19 protein-coding genes and 1 pseudogene are annotated in these 22951 nt (G+C 41.3%); 4 read left to right on the top strand and 16 right to left on the bottom strand.

What is annotated here, in order from left to right:
• Position 1 precedes the first annotated feature (1 nt).
• The 4 genes and pseudogenes from MF4640_RS19585 to MF4640_RS19875 all read right to left on the bottom strand — a co-directional run.
• A complete protein-coding gene (locus MF4640_RS19585) occupies positions 2-1381 on the bottom strand; it encodes a restriction endonuclease subunit S (RefSeq protein ID WP_193791549.1) in 1380 nt (459 codons plus the stop codon).
• Positions 1378-2781, bottom strand: a complete 1404-nt coding sequence (locus MF4640_RS03795; RefSeq protein ID WP_078388741.1) for a helix-turn-helix domain-containing protein — start codon at positions 2779-2781, stop codon at positions 1378-1380. Before MF4640_RS03795 ends, MF4640_RS19585 begins: the two co-directional genes overlap by 4 nt.
• Positions 2771-4501: a type I restriction-modification system subunit M gene (locus MF4640_RS03800; RefSeq protein ID WP_078388742.1), complete on the bottom strand. Its 1731-nt coding sequence runs from the start codon at positions 4499-4501 to the stop codon at positions 2771-2773. Before MF4640_RS03800 ends, MF4640_RS03795 begins: the two co-directional genes overlap by 11 nt.
• A 243-nt stretch (positions 4502-4744) precedes the next feature.
• Positions 4745-4933 (bottom strand): annotated as a pseudogene (locus MF4640_RS19875) (hypothetical protein); the annotation flags it as partial.
• A 196-nt stretch (positions 4934-5129) separates the two neighbouring features.
• On the opposite strand from MF4640_RS19875, the gene MF4640_RS03810 reads away from it, so the two are divergent.
• On the top strand, positions 5130-5909 hold the full coding sequence (locus MF4640_RS03810; protein ID WP_078388744.1) for a TorF family putative porin: 780 nt from the start codon (positions 5130-5132) through the stop codon (positions 5907-5909).
• A gap of 45 nt (positions 5910-5954) precedes the next feature.
• Here MF4640_RS03810 and MF4640_RS19930 read toward each other — a convergent pair whose 3' ends face one another.
• Both MF4640_RS19930 and MF4640_RS03820 read right to left on the bottom strand, forming a co-directional pair.
• Entirely contained in the window at positions 5955-6170 is a 216-nt protein-coding gene (locus tag MF4640_RS19930) for a hypothetical protein (protein ID WP_078388745.1), read from the bottom strand.
• 10 nt (positions 6171-6180) lie between these two features.
• Positions 6181-7596 carry a glutamine synthetase family protein gene (locus MF4640_RS03820; RefSeq protein WP_078388746.1) on the bottom strand — a complete coding sequence of 472 codons (1416 nt, stop codon included), beginning with the start codon at positions 7594-7596 and terminating at the stop codon, positions 6181-6183.
• 331 nt (positions 7597-7927) lie between these two features.
• Here MF4640_RS03820 and MF4640_RS03825 point away from each other — a divergent pair, with 331 nt between their 5' ends.
• The gene (locus MF4640_RS03825) at positions 7928-8242 is read left to right on the top strand and encodes a transposase family protein (RefSeq protein ID WP_026057330.1); all 315 of its coding nucleotides are present in this window, start codon (positions 7928-7930) and stop codon (positions 8240-8242) included.
• Positions 8190-8522, top strand: a complete 333-nt coding sequence (locus tag MF4640_RS03830) for a transposase (RefSeq protein ID WP_004692353.1) — start codon at positions 8190-8192, stop codon at positions 8520-8522. Before MF4640_RS03825 ends, MF4640_RS03830 begins: the two co-directional genes overlap by 53 nt.
• Positions 8523-8710: 188 nt before the next feature.
• On the opposite strand, the gene MF4640_RS03835 is transcribed toward MF4640_RS03830, so the two are convergent.
• The 5 genes from MF4640_RS03835 to kdpA form a co-directional block, all read right to left on the bottom strand.
• Positions 8711-9424, bottom strand: coding sequence for a response regulator (locus MF4640_RS03835; protein ID WP_004692355.1), 714 nt, complete (start codon positions 9422-9424; stop codon positions 8711-8713).
• Positions 9425-9451: 27 nt separating this feature from the next.
• The gene (locus MF4640_RS03840) at positions 9452-12100 is read right to left on the bottom strand and encodes a sensor histidine kinase (protein ID WP_078388748.1); all 2649 of its coding nucleotides are present in this window, start codon (positions 12098-12100) and stop codon (positions 9452-9454) included.
• A gap of 206 nt (positions 12101-12306) precedes the next feature.
• The gene (kdpC, locus tag MF4640_RS03845; protein ID WP_004679624.1) at positions 12307-12909 is read right to left on the bottom strand and encodes a potassium-transporting ATPase subunit KdpC; all 603 of its coding nucleotides are present in this window, start codon (positions 12907-12909) and stop codon (positions 12307-12309) included.
• A gap of 19 nt (positions 12910-12928) precedes the next feature.
• Positions 12929-14971 carry a potassium-transporting ATPase subunit KdpB gene (gene kdpB, locus MF4640_RS03850; RefSeq protein WP_004281624.1) on the bottom strand — a complete coding sequence of 681 codons (2043 nt, stop codon included), beginning with the start codon at positions 14969-14971 and terminating at the stop codon, positions 12929-12931.
• Between the two features lie 11 nt (positions 14972-14982).
• Entirely contained in the window at positions 14983-16707 is a 1725-nt protein-coding gene (kdpA, locus tag MF4640_RS03855) for a potassium-transporting ATPase subunit KdpA (RefSeq protein ID WP_039890241.1), read from the bottom strand.
• A 313-nt stretch (positions 16708-17020) separates the two neighbouring features.
• On the opposite strand from kdpA, the gene MF4640_RS03860 reads away from it, so the two are divergent.
• On the top strand, positions 17021-17818 hold the full coding sequence (locus MF4640_RS03860; RefSeq protein ID WP_078388749.1) for an undecaprenyl-diphosphate phosphatase: 798 nt from the start codon (positions 17021-17023) through the stop codon (positions 17816-17818).
• Positions 17819-17873: 55 nt separating this feature from the next.
• Here MF4640_RS03860 and MF4640_RS03865 read toward each other — a convergent pair whose 3' ends face one another.
• The 5 genes from MF4640_RS03865 to MF4640_RS03885 all read right to left on the bottom strand — a co-directional run bounded on the left by MF4640_RS03865 (position 17874) and on the right by MF4640_RS03885 (position 22585).
• A complete protein-coding gene (locus MF4640_RS03865) occupies positions 17874-18809 on the bottom strand; it encodes a hydrolase or metal-binding protein (protein WP_078388750.1) in 936 nt (311 codons plus the stop codon).
• Between the two features lie 195 nt (positions 18810-19004).
• Positions 19005-20063, bottom strand: coding sequence for a YqaJ viral recombinase family protein (locus MF4640_RS03870; RefSeq protein ID WP_078388751.1), 1059 nt, complete (start codon positions 20061-20063; stop codon positions 19005-19007).
• Positions 20064-20238: 175 nt separating this feature from the next.
• A complete protein-coding gene (locus MF4640_RS03875) occupies positions 20239-21270 on the bottom strand; it encodes a DUF932 domain-containing protein (RefSeq protein WP_078388752.1) in 1032 nt (343 codons plus the stop codon).
• A 22-nt stretch (positions 21271-21292) separates the two neighbouring features.
• A complete protein-coding gene (locus MF4640_RS03880) occupies positions 21293-21571 on the bottom strand; it encodes a hypothetical protein (RefSeq protein WP_078388759.1) in 279 nt (92 codons plus the stop codon).
• Between the two features lie 105 nt (positions 21572-21676).
• The gene (locus tag MF4640_RS03885; RefSeq protein ID WP_078388753.1) at positions 21677-22585 is read right to left on the bottom strand and encodes an inovirus-type Gp2 protein; all 909 of its coding nucleotides are present in this window, start codon (positions 22583-22585) and stop codon (positions 21677-21679) included.
• Positions 22586-22951: the final 366 nt, after the last annotated feature.

Raw genomic sequence — 22951 nt, forward strand, 5'->3', positions numbered from 1 at the left:
ATTAAACCTGCGCTCTATTTAATAAAGACACATCAATTTCACCCGACAATAATTTAGGTAATAACGTATCTCTTATACTTGCTAGAATATTATTTTCTTCAAACTTACTCGCCGAAAGAAGGTAAAACTCTTTTACATTTTTATGGAATAAATTCAAAATTCCATCTTTATTTTCGATAGGTAAAATACAAGGTGTATTTAAAACAGTATCATAACTCACGGCAGGATAAGCCCCACCATCAGCCAAATGAGCTAAACGCTTAATATTTTCTTTATCAGTTGCCACAATATAAATAAATTCAGCATAATTTTTATGCTTAGGCGAAAGAACAGCAAAACCTGTACTACCTGTTAAATTTTCTCGTTGAATAAAAGCATAAGAACCATTTGCAGGTCGAACTGTACCAAAAATTGTATCCCCTATTTTCAATACACGTCTTGCTCGACTCGGTGCTTTTTCAAAAATAAATTCTTCCGTTTGCTGAATAGTCCCCCATTTTGTATTTGATAAATCTACATAAGTTACTTTTTCAGGGCAATTTTTCTTAGTCCAAGATTGAACATTCAAATCAGCAAGAATACTTAAATCTGTTTTAAACCACCCCTTCGGCACTTCCCCTAACTCACTTTCCATCAACTCATCAGGAAATAGCGAAGCAGTTGCTCGCAATTCAGCCAAATCATCTTCAGTCATTTGCTGAAGTTCCACTTCACTTTTACCGCTAATGGCACACATAGCAGTAAGTTCAGGATCTTTGCCTTCCTGCTTAGCTGCAATTTTGGCACGGACAGGGTCAAAGTCGATAAACCAGCTTTTAAATAGGGCTTGGGCAATAGATTCCAAAGTTTGGTTAATTTGGTTATTTAGATTAATTTTTTCACAGAAATTAAAGTAAAAATCACCAATAATTTTTTGATTTTTATAGCAAGGATTAGGTAATTTTAGTTTATTAAAATCAGCCTTTTTAAAGTGAGGAATAACACCATCTACATTTAAATTTTTAATTTGGTTTTGAACCTCTTGCGAGCGTAAAGCCGCGAAAAGAAATTTAGGATAAATTAAATCTCTTTTTGCTCTTAGCGCAACCATATCTTGTGCAATGCAAAAAGTTACTGGATTTGGAACAAAACATACAGCACCATTTTGACTACCTTTATTTGTGATAATAATATCGTCAGGTAATGGATGCGATCTAAACCAGTTATTATAAGTATCAGTTGATACATATCTAACATTTAAAAAGCTTGGATAGAGATTATCATTACTGATACAGTTAGTAGCGATTAATGGAAATCCTTTTTCTGTTGTAGGTACAGTTTTACCCCTATTATCTACAACAAATTCTAATGCATCTGCCAAAGTGATTTTCTCATTATTCACATTCCACCCCCAAATTCTTTCTTAATCACCCAACAGCCACGAGTTCCACCAACACGTTCAAGCCAGCCTGCATCTTTTAAATGATTCAGATGCTTTTTCACTGCTGAATCATTAATACCAAGCTGCTCTGCCATAGAACGATAGGAAACTTTTGGGTTCTGTTGAATTAAAACTAAAATCTCTTTGTGCCGATCTGTCAACATATCTTCTTGGATTGAGCCACCAATTGAGCCACCGATTGAGCCACCTGCTTGCTCAGTCGAAGGACGGTAAAACTCCCAATCGACAAAATCTCCTTGGGCTTTCAGTTGAGGTTCGACATTGCCTGCCTTCAAACAAAGATCTTTGATCCGCGCAATACCACTGCCCCACTGCTCGATATAACCCAGCTCTTTAAACACACGCGCCAAAACACGGTTACGGATCTCAGAACGACCTTGAGCCAAATCTTCTTCAGTCAGACCATTGGGCAAGCCACCCGGGGATACAATATTCAGGATGTCATCATAAATGCCAACCTTGATATCACGCCCTGCATTGCTATAGTCACGATGCAACACTGCATTCACCAAGGCTTCACGAATTGCAGGAATGGGGATTTCATAACTTTCTGTACGTTGTAACCCTAAAATCTCCGCCCGTAGATGCAAATGGTTTTTAATGAATTGCTCGGTTTGCTTCAACTGGCTAAATAGGTCTCCACGATATTCTTTTTTGTCCAAAAACACCGTCATGGTCGTGCCTTTAAAGCGGCTACATTTGATCTCAACCTGCTCATAAAGCCCCAACAAAATGAGTAACCCATGACTAGGATAATCCTGTCCATTCTGCTGAATGATCAATTTGAGATTCCGCATTTTCTGCAAAGACAGCTCTTTACCCACCTCAGCAAAGGCTTTCTGCAACGGCTGTAAATCAATATCATCTAAACTGTATTGCGGATTCGGCTGCTCATCAAAAGTCTGGTTCAGACGCTGCAATTCGAGTTGCTGAATATACTCAGGCGATGCCACACGATTACTTGCACCCAAACGGATATAGGTTCCCTGTGCCTTACCTTGCGGCTTGAGATAATAAGGCAATAACGAACCACGGCTCACTTCAATCACCAGCAACTCTATGCCTTGGATATTCTCGATATAGATATACGGCAGAATGTTTGGCATACACAGTTCATTAATCATCGAAGTGATCTGATCTTGCAACTCAAAAATATCATCTTGAATACCTACGAGTTGGCGATCATCACTTACACCCACTACCAATTTACCACCACTGGTATTGGCAAAAGCAATCAGGGTCTTTGCGACCTGTTGCCCTTTCGGTAACTGCTCTTTAAATTCAAGGGTTTGACTTTCACCCTTCTGAATTTCTTGCAATAAAGGATGATCAGAACTCATAACCCAAGCCTTTTAGATTCTTTTTAATCTCACTTTCCAAGACAGCACTTTCAGCAAATTGTTCTTTGAGCTGAGCAGTCAAACGCAGCATTTTCTCAGCGAATGGCTCGCCATCATCTTCCTGCTCGACTGCACCCACATAACGTCCTGGAGTCAATACATAGTCGTGCTTTTGTATATCTTTTAACTCAGCAGAGAAGCAAAAACCTTTCTCATCTTGATACGCTTCGCCTTCAAAATTTTCGCCTTGTTGCCAAGCATGTAAAGCATTGGTGATTTTAGCAATATCTGCATCGGTAAAGTCACGCAGTACGCGATCTTTCATATAGCCCAAATTACGGGCATCGATGAACAGAGTCTTGCCTTCACGATTGGCTTTCTTTTTATCTAAAGACAAGCCATTCTTTTTGTCCTTGGTTAGAAACCAGATACAGGCTGGAATTTGCGTGTTGGTGAACAGTTGTCCTGGTAATGCGACAATACATTCCACCAGATCGGCTTCGATCAGGTTCTTACGGATCTCACCTTCATTGTTGGTATTGGAACTCATCGAACCATTGGCAAGTAACAATGCCATACTGCCCGTAGGTGATAGATGGTGCAGCATGTGCTGCATCCAAGCAAAGTTGGCATTACCTTGCGGTGGCGTGCCGTATTTCCAACGCACATCATTTTCTAAAGAAGCATGCCACCAATCCTTGATGTTAAAAGGTGGGTTAGCCATGACAAAATCGGCACGCAAGTCTGGATGCTGATCCTCTAAAAAGCTGTCTGCATTCTTTTTACCGAAATTAAAATCAATCCCGCGAATCGCCATGTTCATGGCTGCCAGTTTCCATGTGGTCGGGTTGCTCTCCTGACCATAGATGGAAATATGCTTTTTCTGTTCAGACGCTTTGTAACGCTTTTCCTGTGCATGTTGTTCAATGAACTTTTCACTGGATACAAAGAATCCACCTGAACCCATTGCAGGGTCATACACACGACCTTTATAAGGCTGCAACATTTCAACGATTAAGGTGACGATACTTTTAGGCGTGTAGTACTGCCCACCTTGCTTGCCTTCAGCCAAAGCAAACTGTCCTAAAAAGTATTCGTAGACGTGCCCAAGAATATCTTTACTGTGCAGACTGAGTTGCTCACCGTTATATTCTGGATTAGTAAAACTGGTGTCAGAAAAAGTATTGATCAGATCAAGTAACTTGTCATTGTCCAGCTGATACTGTCCAATACGATTAAGAATACCCTTAAGCTTTGGATTGGCTTTTTCAATTGCATCAAAGGCATTGTCAATCAGCCAGGATACAGAACGCAGTTTGACATCTGTACCTTGTTCATCCTGCCAAATGGTTGAGCCAATTGGTAAAGCGGCTGCATCACGGATATTTGACCAGCGGCCTGCTTTTGGCACCCAAAATACGTTTTTTTCTTGGTAGTAATCCAGTATTTCTAGTTCATCAGCAATAGACTGTTGGTATTCTTCTTCGCTGTCGTACTGATCACGCGGCATGTAATAGATGTTGTGATCGTCTTTTTGTGCAAACAATTCTTTGAGTTCAGATTGCCGTTCATCAAAAGCATCTGATACGTACTTTAAGAAAATCAGTCCTAAAACAATATGCTTGTAGTTAGCGGCATCCAGACTGCTGCGTAATTTATCGGCGGCTTTCCAAAGCTTGTCATCTAAGTCATTTAGAAACTTTTGTTCCAATGAATGCATTTTATTTCCTCAATCCAAGATCAACCGCTTTGGTTTTATACTTAATGTTAAACAATGTTGCTAAGTTAGCATATCAATGACCTATTAAAAGTCATGCACTTAACAAAAAAAATAGAGATTAATAAAGTCCTGTCATTTTAACGGGATAACTTTAGCTAAAATAGTCCTTTAACAACTGCTACGTCTTATAATGTCGTAAAAAAAAAGAGCAACCTAGAAAGTTGCTCTTTTCCAACCAATCGATTAATTGACGGGTCTGACTGATCGCTGCAACCCCTGCTGAATACCCTGCACAAACCCTTCAGGCGAAGCTTGTTGCTCCACCGTACGGTTTTGTTCTTGTTCAGGGTAGTATTCCTCCAGCACATCCAACCCTTCCTCTATATCCGTTTCAAACCGTGCATTGGCAAAACCCTTCCTTGCGGTAAAGTCTAATGATTCTATGAATACACCTAACTTTTTCAACTAACTACAAATGTGTTGCACTTGGGATTTGAATCTGCGACTTTAAAAAATATTCATCTTAAATTTTATACTTATTTTACGCAAAATTTACGATATTTTTATTATAAATCAATAAATTAATCCATAACATACATTACTTCACTGACTACTAATTTAAAATGTTATGAAAAAATTATACCATCTACTTTTTAGCCTTATACCGCTCTATTCAAGTTATGCTTTTGCTACTGGAGATAAAAGCTCTCCCGCATTAAGCTTTTCAGGTAATGTATCATTAGCCAGCGAGTACCGATGGCGCGGCCAAACGCAAACCCAGAATGACCCAGCCTTACAGGCAAACTTTGTTTTAAGCCACGCTTCTGGCTTTTATCTTGCTGCATTTGCATCGAATGTTGATTTTGATGACGAAGCGCATTTAGAACTGGATCCCCAGATGGGCTATACAGCGCCAATCGCGCTAGGTTCAATCCATCCTGCAGTCGATCTTGGCATCCTGCGCTACAATTACATCGATAACAGCGATTTAAATTATAATGAATATTATTTCAAAATGATCTTTAATGCGTTGCTGCATCAGAACGATAGCTTCACACCAAGCATAAGCTATACCGATAACTATGGCGGCAAAGCTGCAAGTGACAGTACAGGTAAAGATATCTCAAATTGGTATTTTAATGTCTTATATACTACACCGATTGCCCAAACTAATTTTGGCACAAATGTTAGCTTAGGCTATTCTAAAGCAAATCAGGACATTTATGGTTCTGAAGCAGAAGACCATTTTTTTGATTGGAAAATTGGTGCAACTTACCGCTATAACCCAATGGGAATAAATGTAGAATTAGCAGCAGTTGGTAGTAATTTAAAAACCAAAGACTTTACAAATCAAAATAAAAAAGGGGTAAAAACTGAAGCCGTATTTACCCTGACTAAATCTTTTTAAAAGTCTAATGCCAATAGTATCAATAATACTATTGGCATAATCATTTTACTTGATTGAATTCAATAAATACTCTACCTCACTTCGATTAAAACCTCTTTCTTTTAAAATAGCATGAATTATTTTTTTCATATTTTTTGACGCATGCTGGTATTTCTTTACTAAAATTTCAGAATCAATTTCCTGTAAACTATACTTCAAATATAATTCTTCATTGAGCTTCTGATTTTTAGCATCATCTTCATTATTTATCGTGTTATACATTTTTATGTAGCTAAATATCCCAATGCTGTTCCATTAAAGTGATTTGGCTATACATATGCTGATACTCCGCACATTTAACAGCACACCATAATTCCATAAATCTTTTGCCGAGATGTTTTTGCAAAACCGAATTACTGTGAAAAAGCGCTAAAGCATCCGGCTGATTTGTACTTAAAAAGAGCAGCTGATCTTTATTTTTTATGTGAGTGGCTTGCTGTGGAATTTCCAGATTCTGTGTCAACCCATGCAGTGTGCCGATCAAAATCAGGGCTGCAGTTAAATAAGGATTGCAATCCGCACCTGCAACACGATATTCCAAGCGTTGATTTTCATTGTCCGAACGTGGTATGCGAATGGCCACATTGCGGTTATTCACGCCCCAATTAGCTTCTAAGGGCACATGGTTTCCAGCTTTAAACCGGCGGAATGAGTTTACATTCGGGGCAAGCACGGCCATGGACGGCGGCAGCAAGACTATCAGCCCGCTGATCGCCTTTAATAATTGCCGTGACGGTAAAGGATTCTGCTTCATGCTGAAAATATTCTGCTGGTCTTGATTTAACAAACTCATGTGAAAGTGCATGCCGCTGCCCGCTTTATTCAGATCAGGCTTAGCCAAAAAGCTTGCATGTAACCCATGTTCTACAGCGACTTGCTTAATGGTGCGCTTTAGCATCATGATCTGATCGCATAGCTTCAAAATATCACCGCTATGCTGAATATTAATTTCGTATTGTCCGGAAGATGATTCCGAGACTAAGCCTGTAATCTGAATCCCCTGCAAAAGGGCAATCCGTTCAATTTCATCCAGAACGTCTTGATATTTATCTTGCGCATTCACATCAAAACATTGATTTAAATAAATCTGATTGGAGCCAGATTTTTCATTGCTGTCAAATAAATAAAACTCCAATTCTGCGGCCATGCAAGGATAAAAGTTTTGATCATGCAGCGCTCTTAAACTTTTTTTTAAAATATTGCGCGGTTCAACTTCGCAATCTTGATGATTGTCATCTTTCATGGTTAGGAATAACTGTGCATTGGACTCTGGATTTAAAGCGCAGGGCTGCAGGCTTCCCAATATAGGTTTACATAAATAATCCGGCTCACCGATCGATTTTCCTAAACCCGATTCTTCAATCACTTCTCCATCAAGACTCATGGCATAAATAGACATTGGGAAATAACAGCCTTGTGCAATATTTTTTAGACCGACAATATCTATGCGCTTGCCGCGGACATGACCATTCAGATCGTGCAGGCAAATCTCAACATGACGGGTATTGGGATAGCGCTGCAGATAGTTTTCGATTTCTTCTGAAAATAGAATATCTTCAATATCGCAGCATTGACGCGCAGATGGCATGGATTCAGGGACCGCTTCTTCGTCAGCTATATTATGTCTAGCCATGAGTAAATTACTCATTATTTTGTCCTGTTAAATATTAACAATGATCAAAATAAAACAAGTTCTACCGAATGTAACGTAAATAAACCGTAAAAAAGCACCCAACTAATATGATTATTTTTTAAACTATTAAAACCACGAAAAAGCTAATTTAAAATAAGTTAAAACATAAAAATAACAATAGATCTCTTTCATAAATCAAAAAACGATCTTCTTTTTGGTTAATATTTGCACTCCGGATTTCTTAGCATTCGTGCATAATCTGCGGATGAAATACATCGATTCAAACAAGCTTTCTGATCCTCAGTTCAAGCGATACACAGGCATCTCATGGTCAACTTTCTATTTGATGGTTGAGCAATTGCAGAAGCATGTCTCTGCCAAAGACAGACCGCCCAAGTTAAGCCTGGAGGATCAGGTTCTGCTCTGTCTGAGCTATTGGCGGGAATACCGAACCTTATTTCACGTTGCGACGAGTTACGGGGTTTCAGAGCCCACAGCCTCAAGAATTGTCCGTCATGTTGAAGACTGCCTGCTTCGGTCCAATCTGTTTAATTTACCCAAAGATTTACCCGAGGGCGAAGGCATCGACTGGAATGTTGTGATCGTGGATGCCACGGAAATTCCAATCCAAAGGCCTAAAAAAACAGAAGAAAAGCTATAGCGGCAAAAAAAAGACCCATACCTTTAAAGTACAAGCCATGATTCACTACAAAACTCAGCAAATTCTGAGTTTATGTGCCAGTCGCGGGGCAGTGCATGATTTCGAGTTGTTCAAACGCAATTTAAACCAGATTCCTTTTGGGGCTTTTATCCTGGCAGATAAAGGCTATCAGCGGATTTATGTGTTGTATCCGAATAGCCTGTTGCCATTAAAAGCCAAAAGACACTGTAAATTGGATCCTGAATTGAAAATCTATAATCAAGAAATCAATAAAAGATGAATCGGAATTGAGCATGTATTTGGCAACCTGAAAACCTTCAAAATCCTTGCTGAGCGTTATCGAAATAGATGTAAAAGGCTTAGTTTGAGATTCAATTTAATCGCTGGAATCTACAACTTGGAACTGAGCAAAAAATGATTTATGAAAGAGGTCTAATTACTCATGTAAAATAAATGGCATATTTAATATTAATAAATCTTCAAAAATCGCAAACCCACTCCCGGTTCAGTAATAATATATTTAGGCTGCACAGCATTATCATTTAACTTCACTCTTAATTTAGCCACCAGAATCCGTAAATAATGCGTATCTTCTTGGTGCGTTGGCCCCCACAGCTCTTTCAATATTTGCGGCTGAGTAATCAATTGGCCTTTATTTTTCGCCAATAAATTCAGCAGCTGATATTCTTTGCGTGTTAAGGAGAGCAATTGTTGATTTAAAAAAACCTGCCGTTTGGAAAAATCGATTTTTAATACGCCATCATCAAAAATTACAGTATCAACAGTACTATGCTGGTGCTGCCTAAGCAGTACACGAATGCGCGCCACCAGCTCCTGAACACTAAACGGCTTGGTCACATAATCATTTGCGCCAGCATCCAGAAGCTTCACTTTTTCTTCTTCATTTGCCCGCACAGACAGCACTATCACTGGAACGTGCGACCATGTGCGAAGCTCAGACAAAACCTCATAACCATCCAAATCTGGCAAACCCAAATCGAGGATCACTAAATCCGCGCCTTGCAAAGCTAGGAGTTCCAAACCCTTTTGGCCATTTTCAGCCAAAAGCGTTTTATAGCCTTGCGCTCTGAGTGCTATATCCAAGAATTTTCGAATCTGATTTTCGTCATCAATAATCAAGACATTGGTCATGGAGCTGGCTGATTCATTCTGTTCTGGCATTTTCCCACCTAAAAGCTGCTAGATGCTTTAAGTAATTTGCTGAATAGGAAGCTGTATGCGGATACATGTTCCTTGATTGTTCTTGCCTGATGATGCCATGATTTTCCCCATATGCGCACCCACAATCGCTTTCACAATCGTCAAGCCCAAGCCTGTACCATATTGCCCGCGGTCGCCGCGCTGCATGGTATAAAACATGTCAAAAATGCGTTCCCGCTCACCTTCCGGGATACCCTGCCCCTTATCAGTTATGGCAATTTCGATCTCATTTTCATTCACCTGCTGCACCTCAATCATCACAGCTTTATTTTCTGGTGAAAATTTTGCGGCATTTTCCAGTACATTAAAAATGGCCTGTTCAATCAAGGCGGCATGTACAAATAAACTCAAAGATTCTTGAGGCGCATGCACTTCAACCAATGCATCTGGCATATAACGGTTTAAACGGCGCACTGCTGAACCGATCAGTTCATCAACTCCAATCCAGTCCCGCTTCAAGCTTAAGCCTTCATGGCCTAAACGGGTCATATCCAGTAGGTTTTGAATATAGCGGTCTAAACGCTCCCCCTCTAAATGAATCGCTTCCAGCAAGCTGTCCTGATCATTTTCATTCATGGAATGGCGGTAAGTGCTCAAAGTATCCGCTGCTCCAATCATCGACGCCAAAGGCGAGCGTAAATCGTGCGATACGGATGATAATAATGCCGAGCGCAATTTTTCCGTTTCAGAATTCACATTGGCTATTTCCAAAGCCTTGGTCAGCTGGGTGCGGAAAATCGCCTGCGCAAGATACTCTACCATGAGTTCAGCGAGCTGTTTTTGCTCCGTATTGATTACTGCTTGCACATCTTTAAGTTTCAACCCCACCACGCCTAAGCATTGCTTGGAAGCCAATAAGGGCAAAAACCACCACTCATTTTCCGTCAAGGTTTGGGTAAAGCGACCGGACGGTTGATGGTTTTTGAATGTCCAATCGGCTGAAATTTTTTCTTTATTACTCATGATAGTGGATGATGCTTGAGTTGCTGCAGTATCTGGGAAATACAGCCAGACATCTGCATTGAGATTTTTACTCAGGCTATGTTCAGCAATCTCCTTGATTTGTGCCAAATCTAATGCTGTGGACAGCTTCTGCCCTAAATCCTGCATAATGCTGTTATAACTGTTCGCCGTTTTGAGTGCAGTCACCTGCTCTTTCAAACGTGACGCTAATCGGCTCGAAATTAAAGCCGCGCCCAAAAATGCAATCACGGTGACAATCCCCTGATGTGCAGAAATCTGAAATGTAAATTGCGGGGAAATAAAGAAAAAATTATAAGCTAGAAAGAATAGGATGGCTGAAAAAGCTGCAGCCAGCATCCGTGTTTTTGATGCCACAAAAACCACAGCGGTGATAAAAATCACCGAAAGATCTTCAATCCCTAAATACTTTTCCCCTAAGCTTGCAATCACAATGCTGATGACCGTGGTGGCTAGTACGTACTGTATTTCTCTCAGCGACAAGAATGCCCTTTGAGTGAAAAAGGACAGATGCTTATTCTCTGCAATAATCGGCACTATACTGAGTTCAAAACTGGGCCGGTATTGCAGTAATTGATCAATCAAATTGAGCCTTAAATTCAGCGAAAACTTTTGCGGAGCCGCTTGCGCTAAAACCAAGGTTGAAATGCCGCGGTCCATCACATAATCAAATAAAGTTTTAGCATGTTGCTGGCCGTAAAGGACTTCTGTCATTCCGCCCATTTGACGCGTTAAGTTTAAAGCCCGTTCTATTTCACGGCTTTGCGAGTTTTCCTGTTTATTCATGATTTGCGTATCATGAGAAAAAGCAACAACCGTCCAGTTTGCCGCACGATGCTCGGCAATACGGCATCCAGTCCGAACTAAAGCTTCAGAATGCCCTTTGCCATCAATCATAATTAAGACATGATTTTTTAAGGGGATTTGAGCAAGCCCTTGAATGGCGAAATTTTCGCGTACATCATTATCAACATAATTGGCAACGGTTTGCATTGCCAGTTCACGCAGTGCCGTTAAGTTGGAGCTGTTGAAAAATCGCTGTAAGGCCTGTTCCGCCTGCTCAGGCACATAAACCTTCCCTTGGTTTAAGCGCTCCAACAGCTCATTCACAGGCAAATCAATTAAGCGGATATCTCTAATCCATTCGAACACCCGGTCTGGCACGGTTTCAGTGACACGAATCCCAGTGATTTGATATACCACATCATTCAAACTTTCCAAATGCTGAATGTTCATGGTGGTAAAAACATCAATACCAGCATCTAATAATTCATTGATGTCTTGCCAGCGTTTTTCATGACGGCTGCCGGGCATATTAGTGTGGGCAAATTCATCCACCAAAACAATACTGGGCTTTTTATCCAAAACGGCATCTAGATTCATTTCCTCCAGATGCTGCCCTTGATATTCAATAGCCTTGCGCGGAATTATATCTAAACCAGAAATTAAATTTTCAGTTTCTCTACGGCCATGCGTTTCTACATAGCCAATGACGATATTAATACCCTGCAGCGCCAGTTCATGCGCACGAACCAGCATGGCAAAGGTCTTTCCCACGCCCGGAGCTGCGCCTAAAAAAATCGTCAGCCGCCCAGACTGATAACGCTGTGTATGTTGCAGCAAAACATCGGCTTTATTGGTTCGTTGATCAGTCATAGAAGTAATCTTTATTTATTGCTTTAAAAAGATGTTTTTAAATTCATTTAAATGCGTCTAAAGTCAGCTTGGCTATTGCTGGGCAATATGGATGCCACCGTTGGGCGGAGGTATAGAACATCCCCTCGCCCAACAATCGTATGTAACTTAATTCAAATTATTTAATAGCGTTCAATCACTATATTTTAATCTTCAAGCCATTCATATCACTTCCCGCCCCGATCCAAAGCCAAATTCAATTCAAGCACATTGATACGTGCCTGCCCTAAAATCCCAAAAATCGGCTGAACCGTATGCGACTGAATCAGTTTTTCGACATTCTGTTCAGGCATATGCCGTGCATGGGCAATCCGCTTCACTTGAATCATGGCTGATTGCACGCTAATTTCAGGGTCGATGCCACTGCCTGAAGCGGTGACCAGATCCGCAGGAATTTTAGATTTTTCAATCTGTTCCTTCGCTGCGATTCGATTCAGCCGTTCCTCTATGGCTTTCTGCAGTTCAGGATTGGTTCTCGCCATGTTGCTTCCGGCCATCGCCATAGGATCATAATTTGCGGCAGATGGACGCGGATGGAAATATTGAACTTGGGCAAAAGGCTGTGCCACTAAGCGTGAACCGATCACTTGATTATTTTCGACAATCAAGCTGCCGTTGGCTTGTTTTGGAAAGAGCATTTGTCCTAAGCTGGTTGCAGCAGCACTATATACAAAGCCGCATAAGCCTAGAGCAATGATGGTCATTCCAAACGAAGCGCGCAGTTTCTCACCCCATGATGAGTCTGCCAATTGATGATTTTGCATATTCACTTTGTCATCCTCAAAAAATTTATAGGGCCAAGATTGGACTGATCAGCAGATCAATCGCTTTAATGGCAATAAACGGTAGCAGCACCCCGCCCACACCATAAATCAGCATGTTGCGGCGCAATAATTGGGTAGATGTCGAAGGTTTGAATTTCACACCGCGCAGTGCAATTGGAATCAGCAGAGGAATAATGATCGCATTAAAGATCAGCGCAGACAGGATGGCACTTTCAGAACTGCCTAGTTGCATGACATTTAACACATGCATTTGCGGAATTGCCGCGACGAATAATGCCGGCAAAATTGCAAAATACTTTGATACATCATTCGCCAAGGAAAAGGTGGTTAATGCACCGCGAGTAATCAGCTGCTGTTTGCCTATTTCAACCACAGATAGCAATTTGGTTGGATCAGAATCTAAGTCCACCATATTGCCTGCTTCTTTGGCTGCTTGCGTTCCCGAGTTCATGGCTAAGCCAATATCTGCTTGGGCCAACGCCGGTGCATCATTAGTACCGTCACCGACCATCGCTACCAAATGTCCTTTGTTTTGCTCGGTTCGAATGCATGTGAGTTTATCTTCTGGTTTCGCTTCAGCGATATAATCATCCACACCAGCCTCTGCTGCGATGGCCGCTGCTGTGAGCGGATTATCTCCGGTCACCATCACAGTTTTAATGCCCATTTCACGTAAGCGCGCAAATTTTTCTTTAATGCCTTGCTTAATCACGTCTGATAGTTCAATGACACCCAACAAATTCTGGTCTTTAGCCACGACCAGCGGCGTTGCCCCTTTTGAAGCTATTTGTTCTACGCGCGCTTTCAGTTCGGCATGATTTTCAAGGTTTTGCGAAGCGAATTTAAGAATGGCATCCATAGCGCCTTTACGCACTTGATGACCATCCGCCAAGTTAAGGCCTGAAATGCGTGTGGACGCATTAAAAGCGATAAATTCAGCCTGTTCAGGCTCGGCCACTCTTTCACCTTGCTCTTTGGCCAAAGCAACCACCGATTTACCTTCTGGCGTTGGATCGGCCAAAGAAGTCAGTACCGCCGCTTGGCGAAGTTCAGACTCCGTCACTCCTGTTAAGGGATAAAAAGCAGTCGCCTGACGGTCACCGTAAGTAATAGTTCCGGTTTTATCGAGTAGTAAAACATCTATATCGCCTGCAACTTCAACCGCCTTGCCTGATTTGGCAATCACATTGGCTTTGAGCGCTCTGTTCATCCCTGCAATTCCAATAGCTGGCAATAAGCCGCCGATGGTGGTTGGAATCAAGCAGACCAATAGCGCCACCAATAAAATCGGGCTGATTTCAATATGCAGGAAATGTCCAATCAACGGCAGGCTGACCACGACGATGATAAAAGTCACAGTCATCACGGTCAGTAAAATACCTAAGGCAATTTCATTCGGTGTTTTTTGACGGTTTGAGCCTTCGACTAAAGCAATCATTCGGTCGAGAAAGCTATTTCCCGCCTCTGCGGTCACTTGCACGATGATCCGGTCGGTTAAGACTTTGGTTCCGCCAATCACCCCAGATTTATCTGTGCCCGCTTCACGGAGTACCGGCGCAGATTCACCTGTTACTGCAGCTTCATTGATCGTAGCAAAGCCCTGAATTATTTCACCATCTGCGGGAATCAATTCCCCTGCACGCACTTCAATCAAGTCATGCATGTTCAATTCAGCCGCTGAAATCTGCACCCCATCCATATCATCTTTAGAATGGATCCGGCGCGCCGTCAAATTCTGACGCGCTTGACGCAGGGATGACGCCTGTCCGCGGCCTTTGGCTTCAGCAACCGCTTCGGCATAATTGGCAAAGAGAACCGTCACAAATAAAATCAACGTCACCAATAAGCCAAAAACCAAACTAGATTGACCTAGAATTGTACTAACCAGTGTAATCAGCGTCCCAAGCCAAACGATGGCCATCACCGGATTTTTAATCACATGCTGCGGCAGCAGTTTAATAAAAGCATTTTTCCATGCTTCAGCTTGAAATAAGGTTGAAGCTATGGTGTTTTGCTGTGTTTGAACAGTGTGTTTTGAATGATTCATTGTACTCCCCCTTAACCTTGAACCAATAACAGATGATCAGCAATTGGCCCCAAGACCAGGGCTGGCATAAATTGCAATAAGGTCAACATCACCACAATGGCAATTAAAGTCAGTGCGAATGTTGGCGTTTCGACTTTTAAACTGCCGCTGCTTTCAGGTGCTTGGCGTTTAGCAGCTAAACGTGTAGCGATGATTAAAGGAATAATTAATGTCGGGAAACGGCCGAGCAATAAAGCAATACCGCATGTGACATTCCACCACACGGTATTGTCTGATAGTCCTTCAAAGCCTGAGCCATTGTTGGCAAATGCAGACACATATTCGTACAGCACTTGAGAAATGCCGTGGTATTGCGGATTACTGTTGCCCGTCAATTCAGGAAAAAATACAGTTATTGCGGTTAAACCAAGAATGACGATGGGTTGGATCAAAATCACAACAGCGAGCAGCTTGATTTCACCGGCTTCAATTTTGCGGCCAAACAATTCTGGGGTGCGGCCGGTCATTAAGCCTGCAATAAAGACTGCTAAAAACAGATAAATAATGAATTGCTGTAAACCACAGCCAATCCCGCCCCAAATGGCATTGATCAGCATATTGGACAATTGCACCATACCTGTGAGCGGTGCAGATGAATCATGCATCATATCCACTGAGCCGTTATTGACTTGGGTGGTGACCGCTGACCACAAAGCAGATGATGCCTCGCCAAAACGCACTTCTTTACCTTCCATGGCGGAAAGCAATGTCGAAGTCGATGAAAGGCTTTCTGACCAGATAGCGCTAGTCGCAGAAATGATCGACATCAGCAGCATTGAAGCAAAGACCAAGCCTGCGAATTTGGCGCGTTTGGTGAAAAAGCCCAGCATAAAAATCACCGAAACAGGGATCAGTAAAATCGCAAGCATTTCCAGAAAGTTTGACAATGGTGTCGGATTTTCCAAAGGTACACTGCTGTTCGGACCATACCAGCCACCACCATTACTGCCCAATTGCTTAATTGCTACCATGGGCGCAACAGGGCCTAAAGGTATTTTTTGCGTTGTTAATTCGCTGCTTTGGTCGATGACTTGAACTTCTGGGCCGCCTTGAAAAGTCGATGGTACGCCTTGGCTAGTGAGCAATAATGACCAAACCATGCATAAAGGAATCAGAAAGCGGAACGTCGGACGAATCACATCGGCCCAATAGTTGCCGACATTAATTTGTTGCACTTTATGCTTAAAGCTGGTCTGTTGATCGGTTTCAGAAAGTGCATTGGATTGTTTGTAGAACAGTGCTCGAACTGTAGCCACCACCATCGCCAGGCCCATCATCGGCGTGAAGATCTGCAAGCCGACAATGCCGACCATTTGCGATAAATAAGACAGTTGCGCCTGTCCTGAATAGTGCTGCTGGTTGGTATTGGTCAGAAACGAAATCATGGTATGCAGCGCCAAATCCCATGACATATTCGGTGCATGGTTTGGGTTCAACGGCAGGCTGGCTTGAACCATAAATAGAGTCCAAGTCACCAAACCGATCACTGCACAGCTCATGACAAAATTGAATGAATAGGTTTTGACATTCATCCCCCGTTTGGGATTGATTCCTAAAACCGCGTAAATGGGCTTTTCAATCCAATTGAATAGAGGATCAATTTTCATATCGCGGTTGTGCATAATTGCTGCGAGGTATTTACCCAAGGGATAAGCCAGAACAAAGACGATGGCTAAAAGCAAAGCAAACTCTAACATGGCATTTCACTCCTATGTTTCAGAGCTGAAATCTGCATGCAGATATTGAAATAACGTTTATTTTGATTATTTAGTACAACGCAATTTTTTTGATGCTGTACCTGCTGATGCGCGTGAATGACCGCACTCATGTTTTTCATCCTAAGCATTGGGATATTCCAAAATCCAGTATGAAAAATAAGACCGTAAAGTCTCTATTCATAACTTTGGATGCCGCGTAAAGAAAGCGTAAAAATTTAGCTCAATGCACTTATAAATGCAGAAAAATATCTTAAAAGTGATGGCTATTATTATTCTGTGACTCACTTTATTTATGGATATAATTTCAGTACTTAAAGCCTTATTTTTAGGTTTTATAGAAGGTTTAACGGAGTTTTTACCCATTTCCAGTACTGGTCATTTAATTTTATTTGGCCATTTAATTGATTTTCATTCAGGCTCATGCTGTGTCTTTGAAGTTGTCATTCAACTGGGCACAATCTTAGCCGTTTGTTGGCTCTACCGTAAAAAAATTATTAATCTACTACATGGTTTTATATCAGGTGATTACCATGCGAGACGTTTTGCGATAAATGTCTTCATTTCATTTATTCCTGCAGTAGTGATCGGAGTTATAGCTGTTGATTTTATTAAACAAGTTTTATTCAGTCCTTCGGTTGTGGCATCTGCACTGATTATTGGTGCACTGTTAATTTTTGCTGTAGAAGCTAAAAATTTTAAAGTCCAAACCATTGAGGCAACCAATATTGGATTCAAACAGGCCATTGTTATTGGTTTGGTTCAATGTCTTGCGATGATTCCGGGGACTTCACGGTCTGGTGCAACCATTATTGGGGGGATGTTGGCGGGTTTATCACGTAAAGCAGCTACTGAATTTTCTTTTTTCCTTGCCATACCAACAATGCTTGGTGCCGCTACTTATGACATATTTCGCAACGTTGATGTTTTAACTTCAGAAAATTTATTGAATATTTCCGTAGGCTTTGTAACCGCATTCATCGCAGCTTTGCTTGTGGTAAAAGCCATGGTTAAATTTGTAGAAAAACATACTTTAAAAGTTTTTGCTTGGTATCGTTTGGTATTAGGTTCAATCATCTTATTTATTTTTTAATACAAGCAAAAAAATAAATAAATTAAAGAGAACTCGCTGTTCTCTTTAAGTTTTTTTAATTTACAACCCGTACATTCTGCTGCAAGCTTTTCTGAATCTCTTGTACAACACCCTCTCCCTGATGGAACTTAGGCCCTGATTTAGATTCCTTTTTGGTTCTAGTTTGCAGGGGTTCAGATTCAATAAGTTCATCTATATCAAACTCCTTAACTACCTCCAAGCCTTCCTCTATATCGACCTCCATCCTTCCATTCGCAAAACCCTTCCTTGCAGTAAAGTCTAAAGCCTCCTGATAAAACCCAGCCTGCTTACTCTGCTCATCAATTTGCTTTGCCTGAATAATGGCTTCATTCAAGCTAATCCCCTCCCTTAAAGTTAGATCCACGTAATACACCTGCTGACGATAGCTTTGTGTCGTACTCTTGCCCCGCAATATCAATTGCAAGGGTAGACATGACAGCAAACCATTTGATGCCGCATGGTAATAACTCAGCCGTGCAGCCAAAGTACGGATACTGTTAAAGCCTGTAGTTCTAAAGATGAAGGTGCCAAACTCATCTGAGTCATCCAGGTTCACATGCAAACGCCCGTAGGGCTTGCAGTTCCCTCCTTGAGCCAATGGACATAAATCAGGGGATGGACAGGGAAGTTGCTCCACGCCTTGATTGGTTAAACGCTGGCAGGTTTCTCCATTACCGACACAGACAGGTCTTCCAGTCTGTCGGTCAAACAGGCTGTATTCTGCACGCAGGTTTAAATCAGGATCATTAAAGATCATTCTGACAGGGATTGAACGTAGCTTCTGATTCGGAGCATTCGCTCGCAGCTGATCATCCAGTGGATGTTTAACCCAGCCTTCTTTGCTTTGAATCTGGGAAGTAATGGTGAACTGGTCATCCTTTTCCGGTAGGCGTTTGCCATTCTTCTCGATCATCCGACCGATACTGATCCGTCCAAGTATTGGAGGAGTAATTGCTAAACCTTTAATCATGTTGATATTCCTTAATGTATTACCTTACAAATTTGGGTCTATGTATGTAGGTCGGAATAAGGACCAAATAAGCTACCCAAAGAATGTAGAGCCAGATAAAGTGCTACAGAGATCGCGACCGATTTGCTCTCTACCGAAGGGTAGAGAGCGGGGAGCGATTTTTGTGAATTTTTGATTTGGTGCTGTAGATAGGGCTTAGTCGGTATAGATGTTAAATCGACGACTGCCTTGCTTTTGAAGTGGATAAAGCTCTATGAGTTCAGGCTGGTGCTGAAGCAATGCCTTGGTATTGAGACTGATAGAATCCTTGGCTTTCTTCCAGACTACTGAGCCATGAGTAAAGACAGCCCTTTCCTTGTCTTGCATCATCATCTGAATTTCATGTTTAATTTGGTCAAAGCGTTCCTGTTGATGCTGAATCTCTTCCTTCATTTTGATGAGCTGGTCGAACATCAAATTGGCATTTGGATTCTGAGACAGATCCTCTACGGTTAAAGGTACATGCGCTGGATAAAGTTGTTGAATCGCTTTAGCTGCGGATTCACTTGCATCCACGGATGGTGGTGTATCCTTTTCCACGCATTCCCAGAAATATCGTTCTGCTTGAACAATATGTTCAATCACGGATTCTGATCGTGTCACTTTGAAGATCTTGGTTTCATGCCCACAGATCAAGACACAAACATGCGCTGCCTGTTTACCAGTCACCGCCAGTTGATGTTGTACCTGACACAGCACGTATAAAGGCACACCATCACGCCACAATTTTGCTCCATGCTCACCTGCTGTTTTGCATTCCAAAATTTGGACTTCATCACTGCCGACCACGCTGTAATCCAGATTGGCTAACATAAAGTATTTATCGGGATCAGGATGCTGAAGTACTGCATTGATCCGTCGCACCTTGTTATGGGTGTGCATGCTATAGAACTCTGCCACCAAAGGTTCCAGCTGCTTACCCCAATACAACGGTGCCACACCTGAACTTTCATCTTCTATCGATTGAGCCTGTCGTCCGGTTTTGATTAACCAGAGTTCTAACATCGACATGTAGGGATTAAGACCACAGGCAGTAGCGGCATCACTACTACCGATACCTTGTTTACGAACTTCGAGCCAGTCCTGATATTCCATCCCTTTGGTGTTGACCAGTCGCTTGGCTGCTGTTGAGCGTTTGGTAGTAATGGTTGGATTGACTACGATCTTAGATCCTACAGTCGTAGGCTGATGGGAAATAGGTACAATTTGATTCATGGAATTATCCTTATTAATTCTGATCTCTGTAAAAGAAATGCATAAAAAAGCCATACCCGACACGAGGTCGGGTATGGCGATTTATTTGCTGTTTTAATTGATAGGGGTTACATGAGTGCTATGACTAGCATTTGTTTGGGGTGACTTGATTTCAACATAAGTGAATCGGTTAATTTCAGGCGATTAAAGCAAGTGCTTGCTCCAATCCTCTTTGTTTAAGACCAGCACCTGCACCGAACCAAGCTGAATCAAGACGATGATCGGTACTCATGGCACGTCGTTCATGATCCACAAATTCTGTGATCGAACAAAGTAAACCATAAGCCGTATCTTTAGCTGATGACAGGTCAGCACCACGACCTTGACCATTAAACATCTCCAAAGCTTTATTCATGGCGCGACCATTAGGTTCAGGCTTTTTCTCCTGAGCTTGCTGCGCGACATTGCGATAGAACTGAATGATGTTTTCTTCAGGATCGGAAACTGACATGGTGCTGTTGTTGAACACCGCATCAAAGTAGGCTTTAGCTTCCTGCTGACTCACCTTACGCTGTGTGAGCTGTTTCATTTCATACATGTGCTCATCCCATGCACGAACTGAAATACCCAATTGCTGTTTCACTTTCTCTGCATCAAACTTGGTGCTATGTGGAACTTTCACTACACCAGCACTACTGCTCTGCCCACGTAGAGCAATGGCTAACGTGTTGTTACAGACCACCCGGATACTTGTGAATTGTGCCGTCGTTGCCAACGTGCCGTCACACGCAGTAGCCAGCAAGATATAACCATTACTGACATCCTTAGACTTTAATGCAGTGCTTTGCCCAGTACGTGCCAAAGCCCAGAACTTCTTCCCACCTTTCAGCACCCCCGCAGTTTCTAGCTCAAAGCCTGATTGTTCAGTCAGATCCCGATAAAACTCCAGAATCTCTTTAGGCTGAACTTCCTGATAACGCTGACTGACCACAGATAAAGGTGCATGGGTATCTGAACGATACAAGACACGCTGCTCTTCAAATGGCATGATGATGCTTTGGCCACGTTCATTCTGTGCCATATAGCTGACATTCGAGGATTCAATCCGCCAATCCATTCCAGCTTGCTGTGCCCAAACTTCGAGTGGTTGATTCGGACTCAGCTGATTACCGAGACCATGCCAAGGGGTTTCGCCAACATAGGCGATTTGTTCGATTTGATGTGCCATCGTTCTTATCTCCTATGCTAATTCAACGAAAATTCTGCTGACAGTGATTACAGTGATAATAGGTCAGCGTGATCGGCTTTTTAGGCTCATCAAACACACTACTGAATAGGCCACCAATGACTGCACCTGCAAGCCCGCCAAGCAGTGGTGATACAGGCAAAGGTAAACCCTTTGAAATGGTTGCACCGATAGTTGCGAACGATGCGGACGCTGCTAGACCTGTAGAATCAGAACCATTCACCTGCTGATTGACCACTTGAATAACCTGATCCGAAAAACAATAAGGACAATTTAAACTCATAATATATACCTCTAGAAATGACAAAGGCTCACCGATTGGCAAGCCTTGCAAAGTATTTAAAACCTCGTTTTCATCTAGATAATGTATATCTGAGATTATCTTCATTTAGCGTCTATCATACTGCGCTCTTAACTGACCTTTACCAAATACTCTTCGTCCTTTTGGCTTTACACGTAAGTATTGAAGAGTACGTTTGTGATGATCAGCAATGTATTGCATTGCCTCAATGAAATTTGTTACTTGGGTGGAATCACGACGATAAATCACACCGATCCCTAGCTTATTCTCTCTTCGAAGTTTCGCTAGACGTTCACGGTTCCAGCAATTATATCCTTGACCAAAATCCCTAGTAATATCCCTCCATAGCTCGATTATTTCATCCCCCCAATATGCTGCACCTCCAGCACGATAGGCATTATCATAAATGATTGCTAAATGGCAATGAAAACCTTTACTTTTACCACCTTGCTCTACTCCCCACATATATCCGATCACATGTTTAAATATGCCATCTTTATTTTGGATACGATTAAGTAGTATATCCAAATCATTATAAATATCTTCAACTCTGATTCGACTAGAATATTCTTGCAAATAACCCAAGTCTACACGAACAACTAATATTCGACTGCATTTATTAAGTATTGATCTACAATATTTCTGCACTTCAATTTTATTTTCATCTTTCTGTTTTTCAATAGTTTCATAATATTTTTCACAAAGGTCAGATAAATCTAACAACTCTGATCTCAATTCTCTATACCCAATCGATTCCAATTCATTTTTAAGATCAACTTCATCAGAGTCTATGCTTTGTAAGTCATATATCAGAATAACAAAGAACTGAAGATAACCTGGGTATTCATCATCAGGATCATAAATATCATTAAAGTCTAATAACAGATTAGTAAGCTGTGAATAGAATCCATCCCATTTTGTACGTTGTCTTTTTAAGCGTTTTAAAAAGCTCTCAATCTCAAGTGTAAGTTTTGCTTGGTTAATTGAATACCTCATATTTAAACCTATATGTTTGTTAGTTTCATAAGAGATACGGGAATTCAGTATATATATACTTTTTACTTCTTAACAAAGCATTAACTAATAAAAGATTAGATTAATAACCAAAGCTTAAAATAAACCAAATTATCATTAAATCAAAATAAAATACAAAAATTCAAATACAATTTTCCCGTATTTCACAAAGATTTTTTAATACCCTACCTCTCATTAAAAGCTAGAATTAAGGAATAAAATGAATTTTAGACTATATCGTTTTAGTACCTAATTTTAGTTATAAAAAAAATTAAATTAAAAACTTATATTGCCTAAACATTTTTTATTTATAACACCCTTACCCCTTAGTAGAAAGCTTTTAAAAAT

The organism is Acinetobacter sp. MF4640 (assembly GCF_002018895.1).
Taxonomy (GTDB): domain Bacteria; phylum Pseudomonadota; class Gammaproteobacteria; order Pseudomonadales; family Moraxellaceae; genus Acinetobacter; species Acinetobacter johnsonii.